32 protein-coding genes are annotated in these 25,525 nt (G+C 72.3%); 22 read left to right on the top strand and 10 right to left on the bottom strand.

Going from position 1 to position 25,525, the window contains the following annotated elements; all coding sequences use genetic code 11:
* Positions 1–14 precede the first annotated feature (14 nt).
* Complete coding sequence (gene modA, locus ABD213_RS12780; protein ID WP_344329284.1) at positions 15–782, bottom strand: molybdate ABC transporter substrate-binding protein; 768 nt, start codon at positions 780–782, stop codon at positions 15–17.
* Entirely contained in the window at positions 779–1,168 is a 390-nt protein-coding gene (locus tag ABD213_RS12775) for a TOBE domain-containing protein (RefSeq protein ID WP_344329279.1), read from the bottom strand. Before ABD213_RS12775 ends, modA begins: the two co-directional genes overlap by 4 nt.
* An 87-nt stretch (positions 1,169–1,255) precedes the next feature.
* Between ABD213_RS12775 and ABD213_RS12770 the strand changes: the two genes are divergently transcribed.
* A complete protein-coding gene (locus tag ABD213_RS12770; RefSeq protein WP_344329273.1) occupies positions 1,256–1,798 on the top strand; it encodes a DUF4245 domain-containing protein in 543 nt (180 codons plus the stop codon).
* Positions 1,799–1,808: 10 nt separating this feature from the next.
* Here the strand turns inward: ABD213_RS12770 and ABD213_RS12765 are convergent, their stop codons facing one another.
* On the bottom strand, positions 1,809–2,036 hold the full coding sequence (locus tag ABD213_RS12765; protein ID WP_344329270.1) for an exodeoxyribonuclease VII small subunit: 228 nt from the start codon (positions 2,034–2,036) through the stop codon (positions 1,809–1,811).
* Positions 2,033–3,247 (bottom strand): exodeoxyribonuclease VII large subunit, encoded by a 1,215-nt coding sequence (gene xseA, locus ABD213_RS12760; RefSeq protein ID WP_344329268.1) that lies wholly within the window; start codon positions 3,245–3,247, stop codon positions 2,033–2,035. The genes ABD213_RS12765 and xseA overlap by 4 nt, the downstream gene beginning before the upstream one ends.
* Positions 3,248–3,302: 55 nt before the next feature.
* Between xseA and ABD213_RS12755 the strand changes: the two genes are divergently transcribed.
* From ABD213_RS12755 to ABD213_RS12745, 3 genes are all read left to right on the top strand, one after another.
* On the top strand, positions 3,303–4,292 hold the full coding sequence (locus ABD213_RS12755) for a 4-hydroxy-3-methylbut-2-enyl diphosphate reductase (protein ID WP_344329265.1): 990 nt from the start codon (positions 3,303–3,305) through the stop codon (positions 4,290–4,292).
* 44 nt (positions 4,293–4,336) lie between these two features.
* On the top strand, positions 4,337–4,591 hold the full coding sequence (locus tag ABD213_RS12750; protein ID WP_344329262.1) for a hypothetical protein: 255 nt from the start codon (positions 4,337–4,339) through the stop codon (positions 4,589–4,591).
* 70 nt (positions 4,592–4,661) lie between these two features.
* Entirely contained in the window at positions 4,662–4,898 is a 237-nt protein-coding gene (locus tag ABD213_RS12745) for a YdeI/OmpD-associated family protein (RefSeq protein WP_344329259.1), read from the top strand.
* A 2-nt stretch (positions 4,899–4,900) separates the two neighbouring features.
* Here the strand turns inward: ABD213_RS12745 and ABD213_RS12740 are convergent, their stop codons facing one another.
* A complete protein-coding gene (locus ABD213_RS12740) occupies positions 4,901–5,332 on the bottom strand; it encodes a DUF6542 domain-containing protein (RefSeq protein ID WP_344329256.1) in 432 nt (143 codons plus the stop codon).
* A 79-nt stretch (positions 5,333–5,411) separates the two neighbouring features.
* Positions 5,412–5,738, bottom strand: a complete 327-nt coding sequence (locus ABD213_RS12735) for an antibiotic biosynthesis monooxygenase family protein (RefSeq protein ID WP_344329253.1) — start codon at positions 5,736–5,738, stop codon at positions 5,412–5,414.
* Positions 5,739–5,782: 44 nt separating this feature from the next.
* On the opposite strand from ABD213_RS12735, the gene ABD213_RS12730 reads away from it, so the two are divergent.
* Together ABD213_RS12730 and ABD213_RS12725 are read left to right on the top strand one after the other, a co-directional pair.
* Complete coding sequence (locus ABD213_RS12730) at positions 5,783–6,349, top strand: GNAT family N-acetyltransferase (protein ID WP_344329249.1); 567 nt, start codon at positions 5,783–5,785, stop codon at positions 6,347–6,349.
* Positions 6,342–6,875: a GNAT family N-acetyltransferase gene (locus tag ABD213_RS12725; RefSeq protein WP_344329246.1), complete on the top strand. Its 534-nt coding sequence runs from the start codon at positions 6,342–6,344 to the stop codon at positions 6,873–6,875. The genes ABD213_RS12730 and ABD213_RS12725 overlap by 8 nt, the downstream gene beginning before the upstream one ends.
* A gap of 23 nt (positions 6,876–6,898) precedes the next feature.
* Here the strand turns inward: ABD213_RS12725 and ABD213_RS12720 are convergent, their stop codons facing one another.
* On the bottom strand, positions 6,899–8,188 hold the full coding sequence (locus ABD213_RS12720; RefSeq protein WP_344329243.1) for a lipase family protein: 1,290 nt from the start codon (positions 8,186–8,188) through the stop codon (positions 6,899–6,901).
* Positions 8,189–8,323: 135 nt separating this feature from the next.
* On the opposite strand from ABD213_RS12720, the gene ychF reads away from it, so the two are divergent.
* From ychF to rnhA, 5 genes are all read left to right on the top strand, one after another.
* Entirely contained in the window at positions 8,324–9,412 is a 1,089-nt protein-coding gene (ychF, locus tag ABD213_RS12715; RefSeq protein WP_344329241.1) for a redox-regulated ATPase YchF, read from the top strand.
* Between the two features lie 73 nt (positions 9,413–9,485).
* Positions 9,486–9,941, top strand: coding sequence for a hypothetical protein (locus ABD213_RS12710; RefSeq protein WP_344329238.1), 456 nt, complete (start codon positions 9,486–9,488; stop codon positions 9,939–9,941).
* A gap of 54 nt (positions 9,942–9,995) precedes the next feature.
* On the top strand, positions 9,996–10,442 hold the full coding sequence (locus tag ABD213_RS12705) for a hypothetical protein (RefSeq protein ID WP_344329234.1): 447 nt from the start codon (positions 9,996–9,998) through the stop codon (positions 10,440–10,442).
* A 151-nt stretch (positions 10,443–10,593) separates the two neighbouring features.
* Positions 10,594–11,229 (top strand): bactofilin family protein, encoded by a 636-nt coding sequence (locus tag ABD213_RS12700; protein WP_344329231.1) that lies wholly within the window; start codon positions 10,594–10,596, stop codon positions 11,227–11,229.
* 122 nt (positions 11,230–11,351) lie between these two features.
* Positions 11,352–11,804 carry a ribonuclease HI gene (gene rnhA, locus ABD213_RS12695; protein ID WP_344329228.1) on the top strand — a complete coding sequence of 151 codons (453 nt, stop codon included), beginning with the start codon at positions 11,352–11,354 and terminating at the stop codon, positions 11,802–11,804.
* 384 nt (positions 11,805–12,188) lie between these two features.
* Here rnhA and ABD213_RS12690 read toward each other — a convergent pair whose 3' ends face one another.
* Positions 12,189–13,439 carry a YibE/F family protein gene (locus ABD213_RS12690; protein ID WP_344329225.1) on the bottom strand — a complete coding sequence of 417 codons (1,251 nt, stop codon included), beginning with the start codon at positions 13,437–13,439 and terminating at the stop codon, positions 12,189–12,191.
* 64 nt (positions 13,440–13,503) lie between these two features.
* On the opposite strand from ABD213_RS12690, the gene ABD213_RS12685 reads away from it, so the two are divergent.
* Genes ABD213_RS12685 through ABD213_RS12675 form a run of 3 tightly spaced genes read left to right on the top strand, consistent with a single transcriptional unit; the run spans position 13,504 to position 15,008 of the window.
* The gene (locus ABD213_RS12685; RefSeq protein ID WP_344329223.1) at positions 13,504–14,253 is read left to right on the top strand and encodes a phosphotransferase; all 750 of its coding nucleotides are present in this window, start codon (positions 13,504–13,506) and stop codon (positions 14,251–14,253) included.
* The gene (locus ABD213_RS12680) at positions 14,250–14,666 is read left to right on the top strand and encodes a cupin domain-containing protein (RefSeq protein ID WP_344329221.1); all 417 of its coding nucleotides are present in this window, start codon (positions 14,250–14,252) and stop codon (positions 14,664–14,666) included. The genes ABD213_RS12685 and ABD213_RS12680 overlap by 4 nt, the downstream gene beginning before the upstream one ends.
* A 54-nt stretch (positions 14,667–14,720) precedes the next feature.
* Positions 14,721–15,008, top strand: coding sequence for a hypothetical protein (locus tag ABD213_RS12675; protein WP_344329219.1), 288 nt, complete (start codon positions 14,721–14,723; stop codon positions 15,006–15,008).
* A 9-nt stretch (positions 15,009–15,017) separates the two neighbouring features.
* On the opposite strand, the gene ABD213_RS12670 is transcribed toward ABD213_RS12675, so the two are convergent.
* Positions 15,018–17,099, bottom strand: coding sequence for a S9 family peptidase (locus tag ABD213_RS12670; RefSeq protein WP_344329217.1), 2,082 nt, complete (start codon positions 17,097–17,099; stop codon positions 15,018–15,020).
* Between the two features lie 242 nt (positions 17,100–17,341).
* Between ABD213_RS12670 and mshB the strand changes: the two genes are divergently transcribed.
* From mshB to ABD213_RS12650, 4 genes are read left to right on the top strand one after another with little or no spacing between them, the layout of a single operon-like run.
* Positions 17,342–18,253: an N-acetyl-1-D-myo-inositol-2-amino-2-deoxy-alpha-D-glucopyranoside deacetylase gene (gene mshB / locus ABD213_RS12665; RefSeq protein WP_344329215.1), complete on the top strand. Its 912-nt coding sequence runs from the start codon at positions 17,342–17,344 to the stop codon at positions 18,251–18,253.
* A 19-nt stretch (positions 18,254–18,272) separates the two neighbouring features.
* Complete coding sequence (locus ABD213_RS12660) at positions 18,273–18,605, top strand: hypothetical protein (protein WP_344329213.1); 333 nt, start codon at positions 18,273–18,275, stop codon at positions 18,603–18,605.
* A 9-nt stretch (positions 18,606–18,614) separates the two neighbouring features.
* The gene (locus ABD213_RS12655; protein WP_344329211.1) at positions 18,615–19,148 is read left to right on the top strand and encodes a flavin reductase family protein; all 534 of its coding nucleotides are present in this window, start codon (positions 18,615–18,617) and stop codon (positions 19,146–19,148) included.
* On the top strand, positions 19,145–21,229 hold the full coding sequence (locus ABD213_RS12650; RefSeq protein WP_344329210.1) for a VanW family protein: 2,085 nt from the start codon (positions 19,145–19,147) through the stop codon (positions 21,227–21,229). Before ABD213_RS12655 ends, ABD213_RS12650 begins: the two co-directional genes overlap by 4 nt.
* Before the next feature lie 6 nt (positions 21,230–21,235).
* On the opposite strand, the gene ABD213_RS12645 is transcribed toward ABD213_RS12650, so the two are convergent.
* A complete protein-coding gene (locus ABD213_RS12645) occupies positions 21,236–22,240 on the bottom strand; it encodes a GNAT family N-acetyltransferase (RefSeq protein ID WP_344329209.1) in 1,005 nt (334 codons plus the stop codon).
* Between the two features lie 83 nt (positions 22,241–22,323).
* Between ABD213_RS12645 and fdxA the strand changes: the two genes are divergently transcribed.
* Genes fdxA through ABD213_RS12625 form a run of 4 tightly spaced genes read left to right on the top strand, consistent with a single transcriptional unit; the run spans position 22,324 to position 25,523 of the window.
* Positions 22,324–22,647 (top strand): ferredoxin, encoded by a 324-nt coding sequence (gene fdxA, locus ABD213_RS12640; RefSeq protein WP_344329206.1) that lies wholly within the window; start codon positions 22,324–22,326, stop codon positions 22,645–22,647.
* 2 nt (positions 22,648–22,649) lie between these two features.
* Entirely contained in the window at positions 22,650–23,768 is a 1,119-nt protein-coding gene (gene dapC, locus ABD213_RS12635) for a succinyldiaminopimelate transaminase (protein WP_344329204.1), read from the top strand.
* A 10-nt stretch (positions 23,769–23,778) separates the two neighbouring features.
* A complete protein-coding gene (locus ABD213_RS12630; protein WP_344329202.1) occupies positions 23,779–24,708 on the top strand; it encodes an ATP-binding cassette domain-containing protein in 930 nt (309 codons plus the stop codon).
* Positions 24,708–25,523, top strand: a complete 816-nt coding sequence (locus ABD213_RS12625) for an ABC transporter permease (protein WP_344329200.1) — start codon at positions 24,708–24,710, stop codon at positions 25,521–25,523. The genes ABD213_RS12630 and ABD213_RS12625 overlap by 1 nt, the downstream gene beginning before the upstream one ends.
* Positions 25,524–25,525: the final 2 nt, after the last annotated feature.

Here is a 25,525-nt window from a genome sequence, read left to right as displayed (position 1 = left end):
CCGGGCTCGACCCGTCACGGCGGGCCGAACCCGGCCTCCGCGAGCACTCGCCTGCCCTGCTCGCCGAGCACGAACGCGACGAAGGCGGCGGCGAGGTCGGGGTGGTCGCTGCCGGCGAGTGCGGCGATCGGGTAGGAGTTGACCGCAGTGTCGGCCTCGGGGACGTCGATGCCGACGACCGCGTCGCCGGCGCCGAGGACGTCGGTGACGTACACGAGCCCGGCGTCTGCCTCGCCGGAGGCGACCTTGCCGAGCACGTCGGTGACGGACTGCTCCTCGCTCACCGGTCGGACGTCGATCCCGGCGGCCTCCTCGAGCCGCTGCGCGGCAGCGCCGCACGGCACGACCGGGGCGCAGAGCACCACCTGCACGTCCGGACGGGCGAGGTCGGACAGGCCCTGGACGTCCGCCGGGTTGCCTGCGGGGGTGAGGACCTGCAGGACGTTCGTCGCGAACGGCTCGGGATCGCCGTCGACCAGTCGGTCGTCGACCGCCGACGTCATGGTCGTCTCGTCGGCCGTCGCGAGGACGTCCGCGGGCGCGCCGGCCTGGAGCTGGGCCACCAGGTCGGAGGACCCGCCGAAGCCGAGCTGCACCGAGACGCCGTCGTTCTCGGCCTCGAACTGCTCGCCGAGCTCCTCGAAGGTCTGCGTCAGGGAGGCGGCGGCGTAGACGGTGAGCGTGCGCTCCTCGGCATCGGCCGTGTCGGATCCCCCGTCGATGGTGCCGCAGCCGGCGAGGGCGAGGGTCATGGCCGCGACGGCGGTGAGCCGCGCTCTCACGGACCGACCTCCAGGGCGACGTTGGTCGACTTGACGCTCGCCCAGGCCAGGGAGCCGACCTCGAGACCCAGGTCGTCGACGGCCTCGCTGCTGACCAGCGACACGATCCGGTAGGGACCACAGCTGAGCTCGACCTGCGCCATGACGGTGTCGCGCGTGATCGCGGTGACCACACCGCGCAGCCGGTTCCGCACGCTGGCCTGGCTCGGGGCGGCTCGACCCTCGGACGCCGTCTCGACGGCGAGACGGGCGAGGTCGCGTCCGTCGATGCCGAGGCGCCCGCCGGCGTCGACCGCCGTGAAGCGTCCCTGCGTCTGCCATCGGCGTAGGGTGTCGTCGCTGACGCCCAGCACGCTTGCGGCTTCCGCGAGACGATGGAGAGGCATGGGTGGACGCTACCGCGTCTGCGGTCGTTTTGCCGGTGAGGGTCCGTATCTGCGGATCGATCGGTGCGAGTGGACAGGAGGGTGAAGGTGTCGGGAACGAGCAGCCGGGGCAACCCGCGGATGGGCGACGTGATCCGCTCTGTCGTCGTCCTCGGCTTCGTCATGGTCGGCATCTGGTGGCTCGCCTCCGTGCTCTTCACCGTGACGCCCGACCGCCCGATCGAGGGTGAGGACCTGCAGCAGAGCGTGCAGACCTCGCGTCCCGTCGTCACCGCGTTCGACCTGCTGGCGCCCGAGCGTCTGCCGGAGGACTGGCTGCTCTCGTCGGTCCGGCCGCGAGCCGAGGCGTGGGACCTCAACGTCCTGACGGCCGAGGACCGCTACGTCGGTCTGCAGCAGGCGGTCTCGAGCGAGGGTGACCTCATCGCCGGTCGTGACGCGACCTTCGAGGAGAGCGGTACCGCCGAGGTGGGCGGGCAGGAGTGGACCGTGTGGGAGGCGCCTGGACAGGTCGCCTTCACCCGCATCGAAGGCGACGTCGCGGTCCTCGTCCTCGGCGACGCGCCACGCGAGGACGTCGAGACGTTCATCGGGCTGCTCTCGCCCGATGCCTTCGCAGTCTCGTCCTGACGGTCGCCGCTCAGTCGTCGTCGGACTCGTGCGCGGCGGCGAGCCGCTCGCGAGCGCCGTCGAGCCAGCGCTGGCAGATGCCGGCCAGCTCCTCGCCGCGCTCCCACAGCGCGAGCGACTCCTCCAGACCGAGGCCTCCGGTCTCCAGCTTCTGCACGACGGCGACGAGCTCGTCGCGAGCCTGCTCGTAGCCGATCGTGGCCTCCTCGGACGGCGCAGGCGTCTCAGGCGGGGTCATGGGGGGTCCTCCTGGGTCGAGGTGGTGGAGACGTGGGCGGTGCCGTCGGCGAGGCGCACGCTGAACTGGGCGGGGACGTCGCTGACGGAGGTCAGGACCGAGCCGTCCGGCGCCTGGGCGACGGCGTAGCCGCGTCGCAGGGTCGCGAGCGGGGAGAGGGCGCGGACTCGGGCCAGCTGGGCCGCGACGGCGTCGCTCTCGCGCTCGACCCGGTGGCCCACGGTGCGGTGCGCGCGGTCGCGCAGGGACTCCACGACGGACTGCTGCCCGTCGACGAGGGTGAGGGGGCTGGCGAGGACGGGACGCGATCGCAGCTGGGCGAGGGCCTGGGCCTCCCGCTCGACCAGGCGTCCGATCGCCGCTCGACCACGCGCACGCGCCTGGCGCAGACCGGCGCTCTCCTCGGCGGCGTCGGGCACGACGCGCTTGGCGGCGTCGGTGGGCGTGGCGGCGCGGACGTCGGCGACGAGGTCGAGCAGCGGGGTGTCGGGCTCGTGGCCGATCGCGCTGACGACGGGTGTGCGGCACGCGTGCACGGCCCGGACGAGGGCCTCGTCGGAGAACGGCAGGAGGTCCTCGACCGAACCCCCACCGCGCGCGACCACGACGACGTCGACTCCTGGGTCGGCGTCGAGGGCGCGCACCGCGGCGATGACCGCCTGCGCGCTCTGCGGTCCCTGCACGAGGACGTGCCGGACGTCGAACGTCACGTCGGGCCACCGGCGACGCGCCACCTCCAGCACGTCGCGCTCGGCGGCGGAGTCCTTGCCGGTGACCAGGCCGACGCGCGCGGGCAGGAACGGCAGAGGCTTCTTCAGCCGGGGGTCGAACAGACCTTCGGCGGCCAGGAGCTGCTTGCGTCGCTCCAGCTGGGCGAGGAGCTCTCCCTCGCCCGCCAGCCGGAACTCGCGGATCTCGAGGGAGAACGAGCCGTTCGGTGCGTAGAAGCGCGGCTTGGCCTGCACGACGACCCGGGCCCCCGCGGTGACGGGGGCGGGCAGGGAGTCGAGGACCGCGCTGTGGCACGTGGCCTGCACCGAGATGGTGGCGCGGAGGTCGCGCAGGGTCAGGAAGCACAAGCCGGGACGGCGGTTGATCTGCGCGACCTCCGCCTCGACCCAGATGCCGCCGAGGCGGTCGATGTACTGCCCGACGAGCAGCGAGACCTGCCGCAGCGGGGCGGGGGCCTCCGCCGACGTCTCCAGTGCCATGCTCCTCACCCTAGAGCCACGCCCGGACGTGGATCGCGGTCGTTACGATGGACGCATGACCTCGCACGTGGACCTTGGCATGCCCCCCGTCGGCGGCAGCGTTCTGCTCGCCGACCCGCGCGGCTACTGCGCCGGCGTCGATCGTGCGGTGATCACCGTGGAGAAGGCGCTCGACCTCTACGGTGCGCCGGTGTACGTGCGCAAGCAGATCGTGCACAACAAGCACGTCGTCAACGACCTCGCCGCCCGGGGCGCGATCTTCGTCGAGGAGCTCGACGAGGTGCCCGAGGGCGAGACGGTCGTCTTCTCGGCACACGGCGTCTCCCCGGCGGTCCACGCCGAGGCCGCCGAGCGTGAGCTCAAGACCATCGACGCCACCTGCCCGCTGGTCACCAAGGTGCACCACGAGGCGCGTCGGTTCGCCAGCGACGACTACCGCATCCTGCTCATCGGCCACGAGGGTCACGAGGAGGTCGAGGGCACCGCCGGCGAGGCCCCCGAGCACATCACGCTCGTGCAGAGCCCCGACGAGGTCGACGCACTCGAGTTCGCCGAGGGGACCAAGCTGTCGTGGCTCTCGCAGACCACTCTGAGTGTCGACGAGACGATGGAGACGGTCCGCCGTCTGCGTGAGAAGTTCCCCCAGCTGGAGGACCCGCCGTCCGACGACATCTGCTACGCCACCCAGAACCGTCAGGTCGCGGTCAAGGAGATCGCCAAGGAGGCCGACCTCGTCATCGTCGTCGGGTCGGCCAACTCCTCCAACTCGGTGCGCCTCGTCGAGGTCGCCCTCGAGGCCGGCGCCAAGGCGTCGTACCGCATCGACGACGTCAGCGAGCTCGATCCCGCCTGGCTCGACGGCGTGGAGAAGGTCGGCGTCACCTCCGGAGCGTCCGTCCCGGACGACCTCGTCCAGGGGGTGCTGACGTTCCTCTCCGAGCACGGCCATCCCGATGCTGCCGCCGTCCGCACCGCCGACGAGACCCTCACGTTCTCCCTGCCGGCCGAGCTGCGCCGCGACCTCAAGGCCGCCGGCAAGCTTTGAAGCGCCCTCGCCTCGTCGGCGGCGGGGAGTGCCAGCATGGGTGCGTGCCCTCCACCCGTGTGCTCCTGACCCTCGCTCTCGCCCTGCTCGTGGCCGGGGTGGTCCTCGTGGTGCTGGGCCTGCAGGACCCCCAGGTGACCGGGTGGTTCGCCTATGCGCCGCGCGGCGACGAGCCGTGGCGGGCTCCGATGATCGTCACGCCCCGCATGCCCGGCGGCGTCGCCCTCCTCTGGCTCGCCAGCCTGGTCGTCTGCGGAGTCGGGGCGCACCGCCATGCCATCGGTGCCCTCCGCGCCTGACCTGGTGAATCACGATCGGTCCGGCGGTGGTCGGTGGAATGATGCTCGCCGGGTGCTTCGACGACGCGGGATGCGCGATGAGCGCGGTGGTGACGCTCGAGCCGGCGGGCCCGGCCACGAACATCGCGCTGAGGTCGAGCTCCCGGCGGCACTGGTCGAGGCCCTCGACGCGGAGGGCCTGCGGTCGACGTTCGACGCCCTGGCGCCGTCACGACGCACGGAGCACGCACGGTCGCTCACCGAGGCGAGGTCCGAGGGGACGCGTGCTCGTCGAGTCGCGAACGTGATCGACGCGCTACCTCGATGACCTCAGCCGCGGCGCGGGTGGTCGGGGTCGGTGAAGATGCGGGTGACGACGGCCGTCACCGCCAACACGTGACCGATGAGCAGCGTGACGCCGTGGTCGACGGCCCCACCGAGCGTGCGGGCGAGCCAGCCCGCATCGGTCGGCAGCCCCTCGACGACCACCGCGCTGGGCACCAGGGCGCAGACGGTGGCGATCGTGACCACCAGGAGGACCGGCGGCAGGACCCCGGACGGCAGCAGCTCGCGCACGTCGACGGCGAGTGGCATCGTGCCGGCGATCAGCACGAACCCGACGGAGAACAGGGCCCCGAGCCGTCCGTCCAGGAGGTCCAGCGCCGTGACGGCGGCCATCGCGGCGAACGCGGCGCCGACCATCCCGCGCGCGGTGAGATCGTTGCGCGACAGTCGAGCCGAGGTGTCCACCACCGATGCCATGGTGGGAACGCTAGTCCAGGCCCACCCACAGATCGTGGATTGGCCTCGGATCGCGGGGGTGTCTCGGCCGTGGGGTGTCTCAGGCGGGCGACCCGCCGGCGATCTCGTAGCTCCACACCTCGCTGTGGCTCGAGACGGGTCGCTGGGCCTCTCCGCCACCGCGCTCGGACTCCGACCGGTGTCCGTGGGCGAAGGCCGGGGAGTCCAGCCAGGCCTGGAACGCGGCGTCGTCGCGCCAGCGCGTGACGACCAGCCACTGGTCCCGCCCGTCGGTGGGCTTGAGCAGCTCGAAGCCCTCGAAGCCGTCGGCGCCGTCGACGGCCCCGGCGCGGGCGGCGAAGCGGTGGGCGAGCTCGTCGCCGGAGTCGGCGGGCACGGTGATGGCGTTGATGCGGATCACGGTCATGTCTCCATGGTGGCAGGCCCGCCCCGACCTGCGACAGTGGATCGGTGAGCATCGCGACCGCCATCGAGACCGAACGGCTGATGCTGCGGCCCTACCGTGCCGACGACGCCGAGCGCGTGCTCGACGTCCACTCGCGGCTGGCGGTGATCCGCTGGCTCGACAACCCGCCGTCCACCCCGATGGCCGACCTCGACCAGGCGCGCGCCTGGGTGGATCGGGAGCTGCGACGCGAGCGGGAGGACCCGCTGCAGGCCTGGCGCGCGATCGAGGTGCGCGACAGCGGTCTCGTCGTCGGGTGCGTGCTCCTGGCGCGGCTGGAACGGATCGTGGACGGGTTCGTGGGGGAGTACGAGATCGGGTGGCACCTCAACCCCGACAGCGTGGGCAACGGCTACGCCAGCGAGGCGGCCGCGGCGATGGTCCGCGCCGCGTTCGCCGCCGGGCACCGCCGGCTCGTCATCGACATGTACCCGGACAACCACCCGTCGGCGGGGGTCGCCCGACGGCTCGGGGCGCGGGAGCTCGGGGAGCAGGCCGAGCCCTGGTACGGCGACACGAGCCTGATGTTCGAGCTGGTCGCGGCGTCGGTACCACGGGAACGCCGTGGTTGAGCCGATGCTCACCGCCCGGCTCGCGCTGCGCCCGCTCGTGCCGGGTGACGCCGCCGCGGTGCTCGCCCTGTTCTCCCGGCCGGAGGTGGCTCGCTGGAGCGGCGACGGGCGGGTCCTCGCGTCGATGGAGGAGGCCCGTCGGAAGGTCGGGCGCTACGCGGAGCGCGGCGGTGACCGTCCCGGCCTGGGTGTCCTGGCGGTGCGCAGGAGGGCGGCACCGGAGGAGCCACTGGTCGGTGTCGTGCTGCTGGTCCCGCTGCCGCCGAGCGAGGCCGTCGAGCGCGACGACGTCGAGGTGGGCTGGCACCTGCATCCCGACGTGTGGGGCCAGGGCATCGCCACCGAGGCCGCATCGGCGCTCCTGCAGCACGCCTGGCGGCTCGGTCTCGGGCAGGTGCACGCCGTCACCCATCCGGAGAACGCGGCCTCGCAGGCGGTGTGCCACCGCCTGGCAATGGCCGACCTCGGCCTGCGCGAGGACTGGTACGACCGGCGCCTGCGTGCCTTCGCCGCCCAGCGTCCTTGACCACCGCGTGCGGGACGGGCTCGTCAGGGAAGGATCGGCACGAGCGAGCAGTTCGAACGCACCGCGCGGTCCATCAGTCGGTCACGCAACCATCCTCGGGCGCGCGGCGCGTCGACGACCGCCGGCGTCAGGTGGTTCAGCAGGGTCCCGCCGCTGTCGACCAGCTGGACGATCGGCACGTAGTCGACCGCCGCACCGAGACGGCACCAGTCACGAGCGAGCTGCTTGGCCTGTCGATGGTCGACGACGTCGTCCTGGGTGCCGGTGAGCACCATCACGGGCACGGCGGGGCGGACCCGGCCGAGGCGCTGCTCGTCGACCACGGCGCGTACCACAGGGTCCGCCGCGACGACGTCGGCCGCGGACGTCCCCGTCGTGGTCCAGGACCGGGTCCGTGTGAAGGGGAACGTGAGGGCGGTGTCGACCACGCACTGGTCGCGGACGACGTCCAGGGCGGCCTTCCCGGCAGCGTTCGTCCGGGTCGCGACCAGAGTGCGGACGGCGGGTGAGTACTCGGCCAGTCCGTTGATCGCGTAGGCGACGGCACCGGTCAGAGCCGTGCCGTCGACTCCCCTCAGGACCTCGAGGGGGTCGGCCGGCGGGGCACCCACGTAGGCGCCCTTGAGGTTCAGCTCCGGCGCGTAGGTCGGGGCGAGCTCCGCAGCTGCTCCGGACGCGCCGCCGCCCTGGGAGTAGCCGTAGAGGCCGATCGGCGAGCGGGAGGTCAGCGTCGTTCCCTCGAGGTTCCGTGCGGCCCGGGCGGCGTCGAGGAGCGCGTGGCCGAGGTCCTTGCGGACGATGTAGGTGTGGACGCGGTCCGGGGTGCCGAGGCCGACGTAGTCGGTGACGACCACGCCGAAGCCCGCCCGCACCAGACCAGCGATCTGGGGGATCTCGTAGCCGGTGGCGAGCTCGCCGGGGCGGACGTCGATCGCGCGCGAGAGGGTCCGCGAGGGGGCGCACCTGTCCCCCTGGCCCTGCGTGCCGGAGGCGAACGCGACGAGGGGGCGCGGGCCAGTGCCGGTCCATGGCGCGGTCGGCTCGATGTAGGTGCCGGTGACGGCGACCGGGTTGCCTGCGGCGTCGGTGCTCTTGTACATGAGCCTGGTGCCGGTGCCCTTGATCGCCTGCAGCGCGAACGTGACCGACAGTCGCTGGGGCGCGGTGCGCACGATCGCCCCGTTGGCGGACGGCAGCTGCGACGGTGGCTGGTAGAAGGCGTCGTCGCCGGCTGCGGCAGGCGACGCCGACACGGTCGCGGTCAGCGCTGCCGCGACCAGTGCCGTCCCGATGGTGGCGATGGTCCTCTTCATGGTCGTACCCCGATGGCATGGTGTGAGACGGGTCACTGAACGATAGGCCCCCTGCGGAGCGCGTGCCGGGCAACCCACGACGGTGCCGCCGTCCGTGCGCGGTCCGGCGAGGGCGCTCCCGTAGGCTGGCTGCCCGTGGCTCTCTCCATCGGCATCGTCGGACTCCCCAACGCGGGCAAGTCGACGCTCTTCAACGCCCTCACCCAGAACGACGTCCTCGCCGCGAACTACCCGTTCGCCACGATCGAGCCGAACGTCGGCGTCGTCGGCGTCCCGGACTCGCGTCTGGGCCGCCTCGCGGAGATCTTCGGCTCGGCCAAGGTCATCCCGGCCACGGTGCAGTTCGTCGACATCGCCGGCATCGTCCGCGGCGCCTCCGAGGGCGAGGGGATGGGCAACGCGTTCCTGTCCCACATCCGCGAGTCCGACGCGATCTGCCAGGTCACGCGGGTCTTCCGCGACGAGGACGTCACCCACGTCGACGGCACGGTCGACCCGGGGAGCGACATCGCCACCATCTCCACCGAGCTGATCCTCGCTGACCTGCAGACGGTCGAGAAGGCCGTCCCGCGCCTGGAGAAGGAGTCCCGCAAGGACACGTCGCTCGTGCCGCAGCTCGCCGAGGCACAGAAGGCGCTGGAGGTGTTGTCGGAGGGCACGGGCGTGTTCCAGGCCGGCCTCGACCTCGACGCGCTGCGCGACCTGCACCTGCTGACGGCCAAGAAGCTGCTGTTCGTCTTCAACTGCGACGCCGAGGAGCTCGCCGACGAGGACCTCAAGCAGCGGATGCGCGACCTCGTCGCGCCGGCCGAGGCGATCTTCCTCGACGCGCTCGCCGAGGCCGAGCTGGCAGGGCTCGGCGACGACGAGGAGGCCGAGGAGATGCGTGCCGAGCTGCTGGCCGAGATGGGCGTCGAGGAGCCGGGCCTGGACGCACTGGCGCGCGTCGGGTTCGACACCCTCGGCCTGCAGACCTACCTCACGGCCGGGCCCAAGGAGGCCCGCGCCTGGACCATCCGCAAGGGCTCGACCGCTCCCCAGGCCGCCGGCGTCATCCACACCGACTTCGAGCGCGGCTTCATCAAGGCCGAGATCGTCTCCTTCGACGACCTCGTCGCCGCCGGGTCGATGAACGACGCCAAGGCCGCCGGCAAGGTCCGCATGGAGGGCAAGGACTACGTCATGGCCGACGGCGACGTCGTGGAGTTCCGCTTCAACGTCTAGCGTCCTCTCGTGGGCGGTGGGACGTCCACGAGACGTCTGGTGCGCGGGCGCGATCGGCTCCTAGGGTGTGCCCATGGCCCCACGTCGCGACCGCCAGGCCCCCTCACCGCTGCTCACCGAGGACGAGGTGCAGGCGGTCCTCACGGAGGGCCTCGCCGCCATCGCGGGTCGCGGGGCGGCCGGGGCGCGGATCGGGACCTCGCTGACCCGGCTGGACGGCGAGCAGCGGACGATCAGGGCCGGATGCACGGACGACGCCCTCCGGACGGTCCGTGACGCCTGGTTCGGTGGCGCCGTCGACGAGCGACGCGGCCCGGTGCCGGGGCTCGAGGAGCCGCGCACCGTCGACGACACGGTCCAGCTCGTCGGGGTCGTCGGATCGGGCGTCGGCGGGATGAACCCGTGCGTGGTGCAGCTGGTGTGGACCGGCGACGTCCTGCTCGCCACGGCCCACGCGAAGGAGGGTCGGATCCGCCAGGGCACGTGCCGCAAGGCGCTGGACTCCCTCGAGCGCGTCGTGGGCCGCTGACGACGTGAGCCCGTCGTTCGGCGGGCGGTCCGCGCGGCAGTAGGCTCCCGGTCCATGAGCGAGAACGCGGACCTCGAGCAGCCCGTCGAGGACGAGAAGCCGCCTCGACGTGCGGTGATCGCCTGGTCCGCGGGCGGTGCGGTCGCGATCGTCGCGCTCGTCACGCTCGGCGCGACCGCGCTGGCGGCGCTCCCCGCCGGTCTCGGCGTGACGCTCACGTACGTCGTGGTCCTCGTCGGGGTCTATGCGCTGCACGTGTGGCTGTGCGGGTGGCGGGTCCTCGTCGGTGCGCTGCTGGCGGTCCCCGGGCTCCTCCTCTCCGGCCTGGCGCTCGTCGGAGCGCAGGAGCTCGACCGCGACTCCGACACGGTCGTGGTCGTCCTGGCGGCCCTGCTCGCCGGACTCGTCGGCTGGGGGACCTGCGCGCTCGCCGTGGCGATCCGCAACCGCTGGGGCAACAACAGCTTCGCCGACTGGCACCTGTCCTTCCCGGACTTCTGAGCGCGACCGCGATCCCACGCGACGGCGGGCGGGCAGGACGTCGGTCGATGAGAGTCCTCTCACGATGGCCTCATCGTGACCTCACCTGCTCGGCCTTCACTGGTCGTGACGCCGAGGTGGTCTCGGAGGTCATCGCGAGAGGAACGCTGCCATGCTTCGTCGAACCACCCTCGTCTCCGGCGTGACGCTCGGACTGCTCGCCGTGGGACTGCCCACCGCCGCACACGCCGACGACGTCACCGTCTCCGGCAACTACACCGTCCCCGCGGGTCGGACCATCGAGGGTGACCTCACGGTCCGCGGCGGCACCGTCAACGTCTACGGCACCGTCGAGGGCAACGTCCGTCAGATCGGCGACGGCGCGGTCTCGGTGCACCGCAGCGGCCGCGTCGACGGCAACGTCAGCGAGACCGGTGCGGGCAACGTCCGGATCCGTGGTGAGATCGACGGGAACGTCACCGAGAGCGGCAGCGGGTGGCTCATCGTCGAGCCGACCGGTGACGTCGACGGGAACGTCACCGAGAACGACTCCGGGTACGTCCGCATCAACCGTGGCGCGGAGGTCGACGGCAACGTCATCGAGCGTGGTGGTGGATCCCTCAGCATCTTCGGTGTCGTCGACGGCAACGTGAGCGAGTCCGGCTCGGGCCACCTCTACCTGCGCAGCACCGCGCGCATCGACGGCAACGCGACCGAGCACAGCGCCGGCAACCTGTACGTCTACCGCGGCGCCCGCGTGGACGGCTCCATCCGCGAGAACGGCAGCGGGTCGCGGGTCAACCGGTAGGGCGAGGACGTCGTCGTCGCGGCAGCCGTTCGATCTCGGCCGCCGCGACGTCGTCGTGTCCGGTGCGTCCCGCCGGGCCGCCCACCGCTCGGTCGTCCGCCCGGTGCTGGGACCATGTCCCGGTGAGCGATGACGTCGTGACGATCCACACCGACGGCGGTTGCCGGCCCAACCCCGGACCCGGTGGCTGGGGAGCCGTGCTGCGCTACGGCGACCACGTCAAGGAGCTGTGGGGCGGGGAGCCGGAGTCGACCACGAACAACCGCATGGAGCTGATGGCGCCGATCATGGCGCTGGAGCACCTGACCCGGCCGTCGACCGTGCACCTGCACACCGACTCCACCTACGTGCGCGGCGGGATCACGCAGTGGATGGCCGGGTGGGAGCGCAACGGGTGGCGCACCGCGGCCAAGCAGCCGGTCAAGAACGTCGACCTGTGGAAGCGGTTGAAGCAGGCCTGCGACCGCCACGACGTGGAGTGGTTCTGGGTGAAGGGGCACTCCGGCGTCGCCGACAACGAGCTCGCCGACCAGCTCGCCACGCGCGGCCTCGAGGAGGCCGTCGCCTCGCGCTGACCGCCGGGCCGGTGCGCTGTGCTTCACGATTCCCATGAATTCATGGGAATCGTCAACTCGTCACGGCTTGCCGGCACCAGGCAGGGGACGCAACCGACCCGAAGTGCCTCGTTCCCGTGTGGAGTGAGGACCACCCGCGCCCCCCTTGGTGTGTCGTCCTGAGATCGGCCCCGGCACAATCTCGAGCTGTCTCGGTACGGTCACCCACCGCTTGTCCCAGGTTGCGACCCGGGCAGAGTCGATCGTTCCCATGAATTCATGGGAATGGTGAGGACGCGATGACGGGGACCGCCGATCCCCGGTGCCCCCGGGGAACGGCGTGAGCCGTCGGGAATGGCCGGCGGTCGGCGGGGAGGACGAGCGGGGAGCCTGGTCGAAGGCCGGTCAGGCGTCGGAGGACGGGACGAAGCGCTTGCGGTGCTGGCCACCGGTCTGCGGCTCCTCGTCGAGGGCGGGTGGGGCGAGCGCGACGGCGCACAAGGTCGTCATGGGCACGGCCAGGACGAAGCCGATCATGCCGACGAGGGTGCGGACGATCTCCTGACCGATCTCCTCGGTCGTGGCCATCTGCCCGAGGTCACGTTGGTAGGCGCTGATCAGCAAGAGGATCGTCATCGACGCCCCCGCGTAGGCGAACACGAGGGTGTACACGCTCGACGCGATGTGGTCGCGCCCGATGCGCATCGCCGAGGCGAACAGCTCGGCGGCGCGGGCCGTGGGACGCAGCGCCCGCATCTCCCACACGGCACTCGCCTGGGTGACGGTGACGTCGTTCAGCACACCGAGGCCGGCGATGACCATCGTCGCGGCGACGACGGCGCCCATGTTGAGCTCGGGGACGGTCGCGACGAGCGTGCGGTCGTCCTCGCCGGCGATGCCGGTCAGGTGGGCCCAGTCGGTGGCCCACGCGCCCACGGCAGCGGTGAAGCCGATGCCGAAGAACGTGCCGAACAGGGCGGCGGTGGTGCGGATCGAGATGCCGTGCGCGAGGTAGAGCAGCACGATCATGATGACCGTCGACCCCACGACGGCCACGAGCAGCGGAGGCTCGCCGGCGAGGATCGCCGGCAGGACGAACCGCATCAGCGCCAGCAGGGTGATGCCGACGCCCAGCAGGGCGAACAGGCCCCTCCAGCGGGCCACGACGATGGCGAGCACGGCGAAGATCAGGGTCAGGAGCAACAGGGGGGTGGACCGCTCGAAGTCGAGGAACTCGTAGGAGACCTCGCTCTCCCCCTCGGGCTGGAACCGGATCAGCTCGATGCGGTCCCCCTCGGAGATGCCCGCCTGGGTGCGCGCGGAGTCGAGCGTGAACTCCGCCGGACCGGCGTCGGTCTGCGCGACGACCTGGGCGCAGTTCCCGTCGACGGTCGGCAGCTGGTCCGGTCCGATGCCGCCGGAACCGCAGTCGAACTCCTCGACGGAGGAGACGACGGCGTCGACGGTGGTGACGCCGGGTCCCGCGAGCGGGTTGCGATCGCTCGGCACGTCCCCGGCGGCGGGCCAGAGGGCGACCATGGCGGCGAGGGCGAGCAGGGTGATGATCGTGACGATCACGGCCAGGACCGCCGAGAGCCGCTTGCGCGGCGGGCCGGCGTCCAGGTCCTCGATCGCGTGCGCATGTCCGTGAGCCACGGGGAACAGGGTGGCACGTGCGGCCCGACCGGACGTGCCGACACGTCCGTGCCAGCATGGACGGGTGAACGACGACGTCGAACCACTGCCCGGAGCCGTCGGCGGAGCCACCCGGGTGGGCCGCACCGTCCGGCGCCCCACCGGCCCGTGGACACCCGCCGTGCACGACCTCCTGCGCCACCTCGAGGCCGAGGGCTTGCGCGGCGTCCCGACCGTGCACGGCATCGACGACGACGGCCGCGAGGTGCTGTCCTACGTCGAGGGCCGCGGTGTCCCCGTGGACCGCGAGGTGGTGCTGGACGACGTGCTCGTCGAGGCCGTCACCTGGCTGCGGGACTACCACGACCTCGTCGAGGAGTACCGGCCCGAGGGGCCGGTCAGCTGGCGTGGTGGCACCCGGGAGCTGGCCGAGGACGAGATCATCTGCCACCACGACCCCGGCGCCTACAACTGGATCGTCCAGAGCGGGCACTTCGTCGCGATGATCGACTGGGACATGGCCGGGCCGGGTCGTCCGATCGAGGACCTCGCCTTCCTGGCCTGGACGGCGATCCCGCTGTACCGCGACATCGGTGCGGCGGAGACGGCCCGACGCCTCGACCTCCTCGTCGACGCCTACGCCGAGTGGGGGCCGATGACGGTCCTGCAGGCCGTCGTGGAGCGCATGAGCACCGCCGCCGACCGCATCCAGGCCGGCATCGAGAGCGGCGACGAGGGCATCGCGAACCTGCAGAAGGTCGGCGAGCCGCAGCGCACCCGCGACCGCGTGGCCGCGTTCCGCGAGCGGATCCCGGCCATCGAGGAGCACCTGTGAGCGAGCGACCGCCGCTCGCTGAGCTCCTCGACCTCGAGCCGCACCCCGAGGGCGGCTGGTACCGCCGGACGTGGGCCTCGCCGGTCGACGTCACGCTCGCCGACGGTCGGGTCCGGCCCACGGCCACGCTCATCCACTTCCTGCTCCCGGCGGGGGAGTCGTCGGCGTGGCACCGCGTCGCGTCCGACGAGATCTGGCTCGCCCACTCCGGACGGGTGTCCATCGAGCTCGGGGGCGACGGCGAGCGCCCGGAGGCCCGGGAGACGCTCGTCTGCGACGTCGAGCATCCGCAGGTGCTCGTCCCGGCCGACCACTGGCAGCGGACCGTGCCGTCGGAGGCCGACGCCCTGGTCAGCTGTCTCGTGTCGCCGGGCTTCGACTTCGACGACTTCGAGCTCGTCGCGGACGGGTGAGGTGCGGTGCCGAGCAGCGTCCAGGACCAAGGCGCCCGCCGCTATCGTCGAGGCATGAGCACGATCTGGTTCGACCCGGACGATGACGCCACCGAGCTCGTGCAGGCGTTGGAGGCCGAGGGGTACGCGGTGCGGGTCCGTCGTGAGGAGTTCGCCGGCGAGGAGGACCACGAGGACACCTCGACGGTCCTGGAGGTGGAGCCCTTCGACGACGGCGTCGAGGCGCTCGTCGACGTGTACGGCGGCTGGCTGCCCGGCGACGAGCGGCTGCCGGCTGACGCGCTCGACCCCGTGGAGCCGGTCGACCTGCCCTCCGAGCCCCGCCGGTTCAAGGAGCGCTGAGCGCTTCTCTCAGCCCTGCAGGTGCGTGCGCAGGAAGTCGACCTGCAGCAGCTTGAGGTTCTCCGCGACCGTCTCGGCGGTCGTCATGTGGGTGACGCCGGACAGGGGCAGGACCGTGTGTGGCCGACCGGCCGCCAGCAGCGCCGAGGACAGCTGCAGCGTGTGGGCGGCCATGACGTTGTCGTCGGCGAGGCCGTGCACGAGCATGAGCGGGCGCTCGAGGTCGGCGGCGAGCGGGATCAGCGAGTTGCGGTCGTAGACGTCGGGCCGCTCGCCCGGGTCGCCGAGGTACCGCTCGGTGTAGGCGGTGTCGTACAGCCGCCACTCGGTGACCGGGGCACCCGCGACGGCAGCGTGGAAGACGTCGGGCCGTGCGAGCACGGCGAGAGCCGACAGGTAGCCGCCGTATGACCATCCGGTGATGCCGACGCGGGTCGTGTCGACGTCGTCGGGGAACTCGGCGGCCACGGCCTCGAGTGCGTCGACCTGGTCGGCGAGCGTCACCGCGGCGAGGGAGTCCAGCACCTCCCGCTCCCAGGCCGGTCCGCGCCCGGGCGTGCCGCGACCATCGGTGACGACGACGCAGAACCCCTGGTCGGCGAGCCATTGCGGCTCCAGGAACATGCGGGCGCTGGCGAGCACCCGCTGGGCGTGCGGACCTCCGTAGGGGTCCATCAGCACGGGGAGGCGTCGCGAGCCGCGGACGTGGTCACGCGGGAACAGCACGGCCGTACGCAGGCTCCGGGGTCCGGCGTGCAGGAGCTGGACCGTCGGCTCGAACGGGGCCGGTTCGGACGCGACGACGACGTGCCCGTCGTCCGGCGCGAGCTCGCCGGTCACGGAGACGGTGGTGCCGACGCGGTCGAGCCCGGAGCGCAGCACGACGGTCGTGGGCCCGCCGACGACCGCGGAGTGGACGGCGGCTCCTGACGTGAGTGGCTCGAGCGAGCCGTCGTACCCGAGGCGCACGACCTGGACCTCGGTGGGCTCCTGCGACGCCGTGGCGACGACGGCGTCGACGCCGACGGACACGAGGCTGCGCACCTGCCAGTCCGTGGGGCTCACGGGCCTGCCGTCGACGACGAGGCGACGCGCACCGTCGGTGTCCTCCACGCTCACGAGGCGCCCACCAGGTCCGAACCGCGGAGGACTCGTCACCTCCACCCAGGCCGGGTCGCTCAGCTCGCGCAGCACCTCGGTGCTCCCGTCGCCGACGTCGACGGCGAGCACCTGGGCAGTGCGCTGGTCCCGACTCAGCACCTGGACGACCGGGCGGCCGTGGTCGGTCCACGTGACGCTGGCGAGGTACTCGAGGCGGTCGCGATCCCAGACCACTTCCGTCCGCGAGCCGTCGAGAGTGACGAGCCACAGGCTGACCTCGGCGTTCGGTGAACCGGCAGCGGGGTAGCGCTGGGCGACCGGCTCGCGCTCGGGGTGCTCGGGGTCGCTGACGAACCAGGTGGGCACGGGTGCCTCGTCGTAGCGCTCGACCAGCAGCGTCGAGCCGTCCGGGGCCCACCAGAATCCACGGAACCGCGACAGCTCCTCGGCCGCGATGAAGTCGGCCAGGCCCCACACCTGGGTGGGGGAGTCCGGCTCGGCGAGGGCGACGTCCCGGCTGCCGTCGGTCTCGACGACACGCAGCGCGCCTCCCGAGGAGTAGGCCACCCGTCGGCCCGTGGGATCGATGCGGGGGTCGACGACGGCTCCCGCGCTGGGCAGGGCGGTGACCTCGCCGGTTCGCAGGTCGGCCACCCAGGCTCGGCCGGAGAGCGCGAACGCGGCCCGGTCCCCATCGGCGTCGAGGCTGTAGCCGACGAGCCCCGCCCCACCTTCGCGGGTGCGCTCGCGCCGGGCCCGCTCCTGCGCCGAGAGCTGCTCCCCCTCGCCACCGAGGAGGGCGTCGGGGTCGACGAGGACCCGCTCCTCGCCGGTGCTGACGTCGTGCTCCCACAGCTGTCCGGTGCGGGTGACGCCGTCGGGGGTGCGCAGGTAGCGCACGCGTCGTCCGTCCGGGCTCACGGTGAGGTTCCTCGGGATGCCGAGGGTGAAGCGGGCGGTGCGGGCGGCGAGGCGGGGGTACGACGTCATGGCTCCGATCCAACCACCCGGTGCCGTCGGGTGGTCGACCGAGCACGCGGTCCCGCTCCCGGCGTCGCGGGGTCTGCCACGTGAGGACGTGATCGGTGCCTGGGCAACCGTCTGCGAGCTCGTCCGGTTGCTCAGGCACCCATCAGGCCCAGCTCAACACATTCGGTTGCCCAGGCACCGATCAGGACGCCCGCTGCGGACGACGCGACGTGCGTGGCGGCAGTGCTCACTAGGCTGGGCCCATGGCCCTGCGCGATCGACGACTCCTGCTCGTCCACGCCCATCCCGACGACGAGACGATCGGCACCGGCGCCACCATGGCGCGCTACGCGAGCGAGGGGGCCGGCGTCACGCTCGTCACCTGCACGCGGGGCGAGATGGGCGAGGTGCTGGTGCCCGAGCTCGAGCACCTGGCCGCCGACCGTGACGACGCCCTCGGCCCGCACCGGGTCGGCGAGCTCGCCGACGCCATGCGGATCCTCGGCGTCACCGACCACCGCTTCCTGGGCGCCGAGGGCCGCTACCGCGACTCCGGCATGAAGTGGGACGACGACGGCAACGCGACGGCCGCCGACGCCACGGGTGCCGACGCGTTCTGGCACGCCGACCTCACCGAGGCCGCGAACGACCTCGTCGCGGTGATCCGCGAGGTGCGTCCTCAGGTCCTCGTCACCTACGACGAGTTCGGCGGCTACGGCCACCCCGACCACGTCCAGGCCCACCGGGTCGCGCACTACGCCGCGGCGCTGGCGCCCGTCCGCTCGTACCGCCGAGACCTCGGGGAGCCGTGGGACGTGGCCAAGATCTACTGGGGCGCGATGTCGGCCGAGGCGATGCGCACCGGGATCCGAGAGATCCGGGCGGCAGGCGACCTCACCTTCATGGAGGGCATGGACCCCGACAACCTCCCGCGCTTCGCGGTGGAGGACGACGACCTCGACGCCGTCATCGACGGCTCACGCTGGGTCGACGCCAAGCTCGACGCGATGCGTGCCCACGCCACGCAGATCACCGTGGACGGCCCGTTCTTCGCCCTGTCCAACGACGTCGCACAGCGGGCCTGGGGCACCGAGTACTACCGCCTGGTCAAGGGCACGCCCGCGCCGCCGGCGGGCGCCAGGTTCGAGGACGACCTCTTCGCCGGGCTCGACTGAGGTGGTCCGAGGCCTCGTCGTGGTGGTCCTCGGTCTCGTGGTGGGCCTGCACGGTGCCGTCGTGCACCGTCTCGCGTCGCCGGTGGTCGGGGTCGACCTGCCGTGGGGGTTGCTGCTCGCGCTCGTCGCGACCGGTCTCGTCGCGTGGGCGGCGGCCGTGGCCGTCCCGGTCGGGGCTGCCTGGTTCGGTCTCGGGTGGACGCTCGCGCTGGTCGCCCAGCAGGGCGCCGGCGCGGGCAGCTACCTCGTGGCGGGCGACGCCCTCGGCTGGACGTTCATGGGAGGCGGCCTCGCGCTGATCGTGGCCGTCGCCGCGCGCCTCTCGCCCCAGGCACGACCGGCCGTTGACTAGTCTGGACGGGTGACCACGACGATCGACGACGCCGCCTTCCGGCAGGCGCTGGCCCGATTCGCCAGTGGCGTGACCGTCGTGACGACGCTCGTCGACGGCGTCGACCACGCCATGACGGCCAGCGCGTTCACCTCCGTCTCCCTCGATCCTCCACAGGTGCTCGTCTGCTCGCACCACACCAGCCGCTTCCACGACGCGGTCATGCAGTCCGGGCACTGGGGGGTCTCGATTCTCGCCGAGAGCGGCCGCAAGGCGTCGGCGTGGTTCGCGCACCGCGGACGCCCGCTCGAAGGTCAGCTCGACGACATCGCCCACCACCGCGGAGCCAGCGGTGTCGCGTTGCTCGACGAGTCGCTCGCGTGGCTGGAGTGCCGCACGACCCAGGCCGTCCGCGCCGGCGACCACTCCGTCCTCATCGGCACGGTCACGTCCGCCGCCGTGCGCGACGGCGAGGACGCGCCGCTGCTGTACTACCGGTCGCACTACGGCACCATCGTGCGGTCGAACGAGAGCGAGAAGACGATCAACGAGGGTGGAGCATGAGTCCGGACCAGCGCCCCGACGGTGTCGGCGACGAGGTCGAGGTCGACCGGCCCGCCGAGACCGACGGCTCGGGTGGCGACGAGATGCCCGACCAGCAGGCCGCTGCGCCTTCCGACGACCCCGCCCCCGGGACGGCTGCCACCGAGTCCGCCGATCCCGAGCTCGGGGACGACGAGCTCGGGGACGACGAACTCGGGCCGGAGTGGGGTGTGACCGACGGTCCCGCGCGTGTCTCCGACGAGACGACGGCCGCTGCTGCGATCGAGGAGGACCCGACCCCAGCCGACGACCCAGACGACGACCCAGCCGACGACCCAGTCGACGAGGCCGAGGCATCACCGGGCCGTCGGTGGCCGCGTCGTGTGCTCCTCGGAACCCTCCTCGGCCTGGGTGCCTTGTACCTCGTCGGCTTCGCGCTGACCGGCACCCGCATGCCGGCGAACGCCACCGTGGCGGGCATCGACGTCGGCGGCATGGCGCCGTCGCAGGCCCGGTCGGTCGTCGACGCCGAGCTCAGCCCCCGTGTCGACGACCCGGTCCGCCTCGTCCACACCGGCGAGGACGAGGAGTCCACGCAGCGCTTCGAGATCGACCCGGCCGAGGCCGGCCTGACCTTCGACCTCGACCGGACGATCGACGAGGCCGGCGGCACTCGCTCGTGGGACCCGCGCGACATGCTCGCCCTGTTCTTCGGCTCGCGCGACCACGCCCCTGCACTGGACGTCGACCAGGCCGACCTCGACAGCGCCGTCGAGCGGATCGGCGAGGCCGTCGACGTCGACGTCGTCGAGCCGCTGATCACCTTCCCGGACGCGGAGCCGCAGGCCCGCCAGCCCGAGGCCGGGCTCGAGGTCGACCGCGAGGAGGCCCCGCGAGCCATCCGCGCGGCCTACCTCGTGCAGACCGAGCCGCGGGAGGTGCCGACGCGCGTCGTCGAGCCCACGGTCGACGAGGACGGCCTGACCGAGGCCATGACCACGATCGCCGAGCCTGCGGTCAGTGGTCCCGTCGTCATCGAGGTCGGCGACGAGGACTCCGTCGAGCTGCCGGTCACCGCCTTCGCGCCGGCGCTCACCGTGGAGGTCCGTGACGACCGCATGGCGCCGCGCATCGACCCCGAGACGCTCGCGGAGCCCCTGCAGGACTCCACCACGGGCATCGGTGAGCAGGCCGTCGACGCGACCATCGACATCGTCGACGGCGAGCCGGTCATCACCCCCAGCCAGGAGGGCGTCGGGCTCCAGCCGCGGGAGATGGCCGAGAAGCTCGTGCCCGTGCTCACCGAGACCGGCGACGCCCGCTCGGTGCAGGTCGACGCGACGGTCGTCGAGCCGGAGTTCACCACCGAGGACGCCGAGGCCCTCGGTGTCGTGGAGCGGGTCAGCGAGTTCGAGACCTACTACCCGCACGCCGACTACCGCAACATCAACCAGGGTCGCGCCGCCGAGCTGATCGACGGCACACTGCTCAAGCCGGGGGAGACCTTCAGCTTCAACGACACCGTCGGTCAGCGCACCGAGGCTGCCGGCTTCACCAGCGGTGCCGTGATCAGCGGCGGTCGGTTCCGCGACGAGCTCGGCGGCGGCGTCTCCCAGGTGGTCACCACCACCTACAACGCCGCGTTCTTCGCCGGCATGGACGACGTCGAGCACCACCCGCACGCCTTCTACATCGACCGGTACCCGGTCGGTCGCGAGGCGACGGTGTACTTCGGCTCGCTCGACCTGCGCTTTCGCAACTCCACCGACCACGGGGTCCTCATCAAGGCCTCGGTCACCCCGAGCACGCCCGGGACGCGCGGCACGATGCGGGTCGAGATGTGGAGCACGAAGGTCTGGGACATCGAGGCCGGCGCCTCGCAGCGGCGCAACTTCCGCAACCCCGGGACGCGCTACGACGACTCGCCCACGTGCACTCCGCAGGCCCCCATCCAGGGCTTCGACATCGACATCTACCGCACCTTCCGCCAGAACGGGGAGACGGTGAAGTCCGAGACGGTGACCGCCAACTACCAGGCCGCCGACCGCGTGATCTGCGGGTCGCCGCCGGACGAGGACGACGAGGACGACGAGGACGACTGACGCCTCCTACCCACGGACGGACCGGTCACCGCCGGGCTCGAGGTAGCGGTAGGCGTGGTGGGTCCGGAAGCCGAACGATGTGTAGAGCGCGAGTGCGGGATCGTTGCCCGACGTCGTCTGCAGGTACGCCGCCGTCGCTCCTCGCTCGTGCGCCCAGGCGAGGCAGGCTCGCAGGACCGACCGGGCGAGACCGCGGCGCAGGTCCTGCGGCCTGGTCTGCATCGCTGCGATGCCGACCCACGAGCCGGTGACCACGACCCTCCCGACGGCGACGGTCCTACCAGCCTCGCGGATGCTTGCGAAGCCGACCGTGGGCGGAGCCTCGAGCACGGCGCGGGCGAGTCCGCGGTCGTCGACGCGCTCGTAGAGGTCGAGCCAGGCGTCGTCGGGGCTCGGGTCGACGTCGACCGGGTGCTCGGGCGGCTGGACCTGCGCGGCCGTCAGGTCAGTCGTCTGCACGACCGCCCCCGACAGGCGGGTGCGGCCCGGGCCCCAGCCCGCCTCCGCGAAGCGCTCCTCCCACGACGACCCGACCACCACCTGCGCGCGTGCCGGGAGGTCGTGGTCGCGGTAGAAGGCGACGACGCGTCCCAGTGCCTCGTCGAGCGGGACACCGGGGTCACCGGTCACGGCGACCGAGTTCGCCCGTCCGGTGAACCCGCCGGCAGCCCGCAGCTCCCACTCGCCGAGCGTCGTGCTGGTGGTGGCCGGCCAGCCACGTGACGCGATCCGGGTGAGCTCCTCGGGGCTGACCGAGCCGGCGGGGCGCGAGCGCCGCGGGCGGTCGGGGACGACGCGCAGCGCCACGACCTCGGACGTCTCGACCGTGACGACCGAGCCGTCACGACGCTCGAGCACGAGGCGCGCGAGGTCGGCGTCCAGCACCCGGCCGACGACGTCGGTGGTGGCGTGCGGGTCGTCGTCGATGCGGTGCCGCAGACTCACCCGTCGACCGATGAAGGAGGCGGGTTCGGGCATCGTCCGAGCCTGCCACAGCACGAGCGTGTCCATGAGGCGAGCCTCAGTTCGGCTCGTCAGGCCCCAGGGGCGATACTGGACGTCGGCCCGACCCGGTCGCCTGCAGAGGAGAAGCCGTGACCTACGTGATCGCCCAGCCGTGTGTGGACGTCAAGGACCGCGCCTGCGTGGACGAGTGTCCCGTCGACTGCATCTACGAGGGAAAGCGGATGCTGTACATCCATCCCGACGAGTGCGTCGACTGCGGTGCCTGCGAGCCGGTCTGCCCGGTCGAGGCGATCTTCTACGAGGACGACACCCCGGGCGAGTGGAAGGAGTACTACGACGCGAACGTCCACTTCTTCGACGACCTCGGCTCGCCCGGCGGTGCCGCGCGCACCGGCGTGATCGACAAGGACCACCCGATCATCGAGGTGCTCCCTCCGCAGAACCAGGAGTGATCGTGGGCGCCGGATCGGTGGACCGTCGCGTCTCCGGACGGTTCCCCGACTTCCCGTGGGACACGATCGCCGCCGCGAAGCGCCGCGCTGGCGAGCACCCGGACGGCATCGTCGACCTCTCCATCGGCACCCCCGTCGACCCGACCCCTGCCGTCGCTCGCGAGGCGCTGGTCGCGGCGGCCGACGCGCCGGGCTATCCGACCGTGCTGGGGCCGGTCGCGGTGCGGCAGGCGGCGGTCGACTGGCTCGAGCGGTCCGCCGGGGTCACCGGGCTGGACGCCGACCAGGTGCTGCTGACCGTGGGCTCCAAGGAGCTCATCGCCAACCTTCCGACGCAGCTCGGTCTCGGCACGGACGACACCGTCGTGATCCCGGAGCTGGCCTACCCCACGTACGAGGTGGGGGCGCGCCATGCGGGGTGCCGCGTCGTGGCCACCGACTCCACGCTCTCGCTCGGACCGCAGTCCCCGGCGTTGGTCTACGTCAACTCGCCGGCCAACCCGCACGGTCGCGTGCTCGGCCCCGACCACCTGCGCAAGCTCGTGGCGTGGACGCGGGAGCGGGGGGCCCTGCTCGTCTCCGACGAGTGCTACCTGGAGTTCGGCTGGGAGGCGGAGCCGGTCTCGGTGCTGCACCCGGACGTCTGCGGTGGGTCCCACGAGGGCCTGCTCGCCGTGCACTCGCTGTCCAAGCGCTCGAACCTCGCCGGGTACCGGACCGCCTTCGTGGCGGGTGACCGGGCGGTCGTGGCCGAGCTCCTCGCCGTCCGCAAGCACCTCGGCTTCATGGTCCCGACACCGGTCCAGCACGCGCTCGCCGCGGCGCTCGGTGACGACGAGCACGTCCGCCTCCAGAAGGAGGTCTACGCCGGTCGGCGCGACGTCCTGCGGCGTGCCTTCGAGGGGGCCGGGTGGCGCATCGACCACTCCGAGGGCTCGTTGTACCTCTGGGCCACGCGCGACGAGCCCTGCCGGACCTCCATCGACTGGCTCGCCGAGCGCGGCATCCTGGCGGCGCCCGGCGACTTCTACGGACCCGCGGGAGCGCGTCACGTGCGGCTCTCGTTCATGGCCTCCGACGAGCGCATCGCCGCCGTCGTCGCCCGGTTGGACGTGTCGTAGGCTCGACGACATGGCTTCGCGGGGGATCGTCGTCGACGGACTGACCAAGCGCTTCGGATCGGTGACCGCGGTCGACGACCTCGGCTTCGAGGTCGCCGCGGGTCGCGTCACCGGCTTCCTCGGCCCCAACGGCTCGGGCAAGACCACCACTTTGCGCATGCTGCTCGGCCTCGTCGAGCCCACCGCGGGCACGGCGACCTTCGACGGCACGCGCTACGTCGACCTCCCGCGACCGGCCCAGCACGTCGGATCGGCCTTGGAGGCCTCGAGTTTCCACCCCGGCCGGACGGGTCTCGGGCACCTGCGCACCCTCGCCCCCCAGGTCGGCGTCGACGACGCGCGCTGCCACGAGGTCCTCGAGCTCGTCGGGCTCAGCGAGGCCGCCGGTCGTCGCGTGCTCGGCTACTCGATGGGCATGCGGCAGCGTCTCGGCCTCGCCACGGCGCTGCTGGGCGACCCCGACGTCATCGTCCTCGACGAGCCGGCGAACGGTCTCGATCCGCAGGGCATCGTGTGGCTCCGCGCGCTGCTGCGCGGTTTCGCGGAGCGGGGACGGACGGTCCTCGTCTCCAGCCACGTGCTCGCCGAGGTGCAGAGCACCGTCGACGACGTCGTGATCATCGCCGGCGGCCGCCTGGTGCACGCCTCCTCGCTCGCCGGCCTGGAGGACCTCGCCGAGCGGCTCGTCGTCGTCCGCAGCCCCACGCCCGAGCGGGTCGAGGCCGAAGCTGCGCGGCACGGCTGGTCGGTCTCGACCGACGGCGCGTCGACGCTCGTGCGCGGCGCGACGGGTCCGCAGGTCGGTTCGGCGCTCTTCTCCGCCGGCGTCGAGCTGCACCAGCTCACCGACCGCAGCGTCGAGCTCGAGGAGGTGTTCCTGCGCCTCACGTCGCCGGAGCCGGCTCCGGGACAGGGTGCTGCGATGGGGGAGGTGGCCTGATGGGGCCGGCACTGTCCGCGGAGGTCCGCAAGCTGTTCTCCACGCGCATGTGGTGGATCATCGCGCTCGTCATGGTGGCGTACCTGGCGTTCATCGCGCTCGTGCTCGCGGCCTCGCTGGCCTTCGCGACGACGAGCGAGGGCCCCCGCGGTGCGCCGCTCGTGCCGGGAGGTTCGGGCGCTGCTGCCACGGTGTACTCGTTGACCAACCCCATCGGCTACGTCTTCCCCCTGCTCATGGGCAGCATGCTCTTCACCGCGGAGTTCCGGCACAAGACCATCACCGGCAGCCTGCTGGTCGAGCCCCGACGCTCGGTGCTGCTCGGCGCCAAGCTGGTCGCCGGTCTCGTCCTGGGCCTGGTCTACGGCGTGCTCGCCGTCGCGACGGTCGTGCTGGCGGCCGCGCCGGTGCTCGGCATCTGGGGCGACGGCGCCTACCTCACCTCCTCGCAGACGCTCTCGGTCCTCGGGTGGACCGTCGTCGTCTTCGCCGCGTGGAGCGCGATCGGCGTGGCGTTCGGCGGCTTCGTGACGAACCAGGTGGCCGCGATCGTGGTCATCGTCGGCTTCACCCAGTTCGTGGAGCCCATCGCTCGCGCCGTGGGGTCGCTCGTGGACTCGCTCGCACCGGTCGCCCAGTTCCTGCCCGGGGCGGCGGCCGACGCCGTGCTGGGCACCAGCGCCCTGACGTCCTTCGCCGGCGGCAGCGGGGCGGACCTGCTCCCTCGCTGGGGCGGGCTGCTGGTGCTGCTGGCCTACGTGGCGGTCTTCGCCGCACTCGCACGCTGGGTGACCCTGCGCCGCGACGTCGCCTGAGC

The sequence above is a fragment of the Aeromicrobium halocynthiae genome (assembly GCF_039531385.1).
GTDB classification, from domain to species: Bacteria; Actinomycetota; Actinomycetes; order Propionibacteriales; family Nocardioidaceae; genus Aeromicrobium; species Aeromicrobium halocynthiae.
Note: the sequence above shows the minus strand (reverse complement) of the source record. Positions and strands in the feature narration are given on the sequence as shown.

What these genes read in the sequence shown, in the direction of transcription:
- ABD213_RS12775 (WP_344329279.1), bottom strand. Translation starts at nt 1,168, where the DNA reads ATGCCTCTCCATCGTCTCGCGGAAGCCGCAAGCGTGCTGGGCGTCAGC.
- ABD213_RS12765 (WP_344329270.1), bottom strand. Translation starts at nt 2,036, where the DNA reads ATGACCCCGCCTGAGACGCCTGCGCCGTCCGAGGAGGCCACGATCGGC.
- xseA (WP_344329268.1), bottom strand. Translation starts at nt 3,247, where the DNA reads ATGGCACTGGAGACGTCGGCGGAGGCCCCCGCCCCGCTGCGGCAGGTC.
- ABD213_RS12755 (WP_344329265.1), top strand. Translation starts at nt 3,303, where the DNA reads ATGACCTCGCACGTGGACCTTGGCATGCCCCCCGTCGGCGGCAGCGTT.
- ABD213_RS12745 (WP_344329259.1), top strand. Translation starts at nt 4,662, where the DNA reads ATGCGCGATGAGCGCGGTGGTGACGCTCGAGCCGGCGGGCCCGGCCAC.
- ABD213_RS12740 (WP_344329256.1), bottom strand. Translation starts at nt 5,332, where the DNA reads ATGGCATCGGTGGTGGACACCTCGGCTCGACTGTCGCGCAACGATCTC.
- ABD213_RS12735 (WP_344329253.1), bottom strand. Translation starts at nt 5,738, where the DNA reads ATGACCGTGATCCGCATCAACGCCATCACCGTGCCCGCCGACTCCGGC.
- ABD213_RS12720 (WP_344329243.1), bottom strand. Translation starts at nt 8,188, where the DNA reads ATGAAGAGGACCATCGCCACCATCGGGACGGCACTGGTCGCGGCAGCG.
- ABD213_RS12710 (WP_344329238.1), top strand. Translation starts at nt 9,486, where the DNA reads ATGGCCCCACGTCGCGACCGCCAGGCCCCCTCACCGCTGCTCACCGAG.
- ABD213_RS12705 (WP_344329234.1), top strand. Translation starts at nt 9,996, where the DNA reads ATGAGCGAGAACGCGGACCTCGAGCAGCCCGTCGAGGACGAGAAGCCG.
- ABD213_RS12700 (WP_344329231.1), top strand. Translation starts at nt 10,594, where the DNA reads ATGCTTCGTCGAACCACCCTCGTCTCCGGCGTGACGCTCGGACTGCTC.
- ABD213_RS12675 (WP_344329219.1), top strand. Translation starts at nt 14,721, where the DNA reads ATGAGCACGATCTGGTTCGACCCGGACGATGACGCCACCGAGCTCGTG.
- ABD213_RS12670 (WP_344329217.1), bottom strand. Translation starts at nt 17,099, where the DNA reads ATGACGTCGTACCCCCGCCTCGCCGCCCGCACCGCCCGCTTCACCCTC.
- mshB (WP_344329215.1), top strand. Translation starts at nt 17,342, where the DNA reads ATGGCCCTGCGCGATCGACGACTCCTGCTCGTCCACGCCCATCCCGAC.
- ABD213_RS12650 (WP_344329210.1), top strand. Translation starts at nt 19,145, where the DNA reads ATGAGTCCGGACCAGCGCCCCGACGGTGTCGGCGACGAGGTCGAGGTC.
- ABD213_RS12645 (WP_344329209.1), bottom strand. Translation starts at nt 22,240, where the DNA reads ATGGACACGCTCGTGCTGTGGCAGGCTCGGACGATGCCCGAACCCGCC.
- ABD213_RS12630 (WP_344329202.1), top strand. Translation starts at nt 23,779, where the DNA reads ATGGCTTCGCGGGGGATCGTCGTCGACGGACTGACCAAGCGCTTCGGA.
- ABD213_RS12625 (WP_344329200.1), top strand. Translation starts at nt 24,708, where the DNA reads ATGGGGCCGGCACTGTCCGCGGAGGTCCGCAAGCTGTTCTCCACGCGC.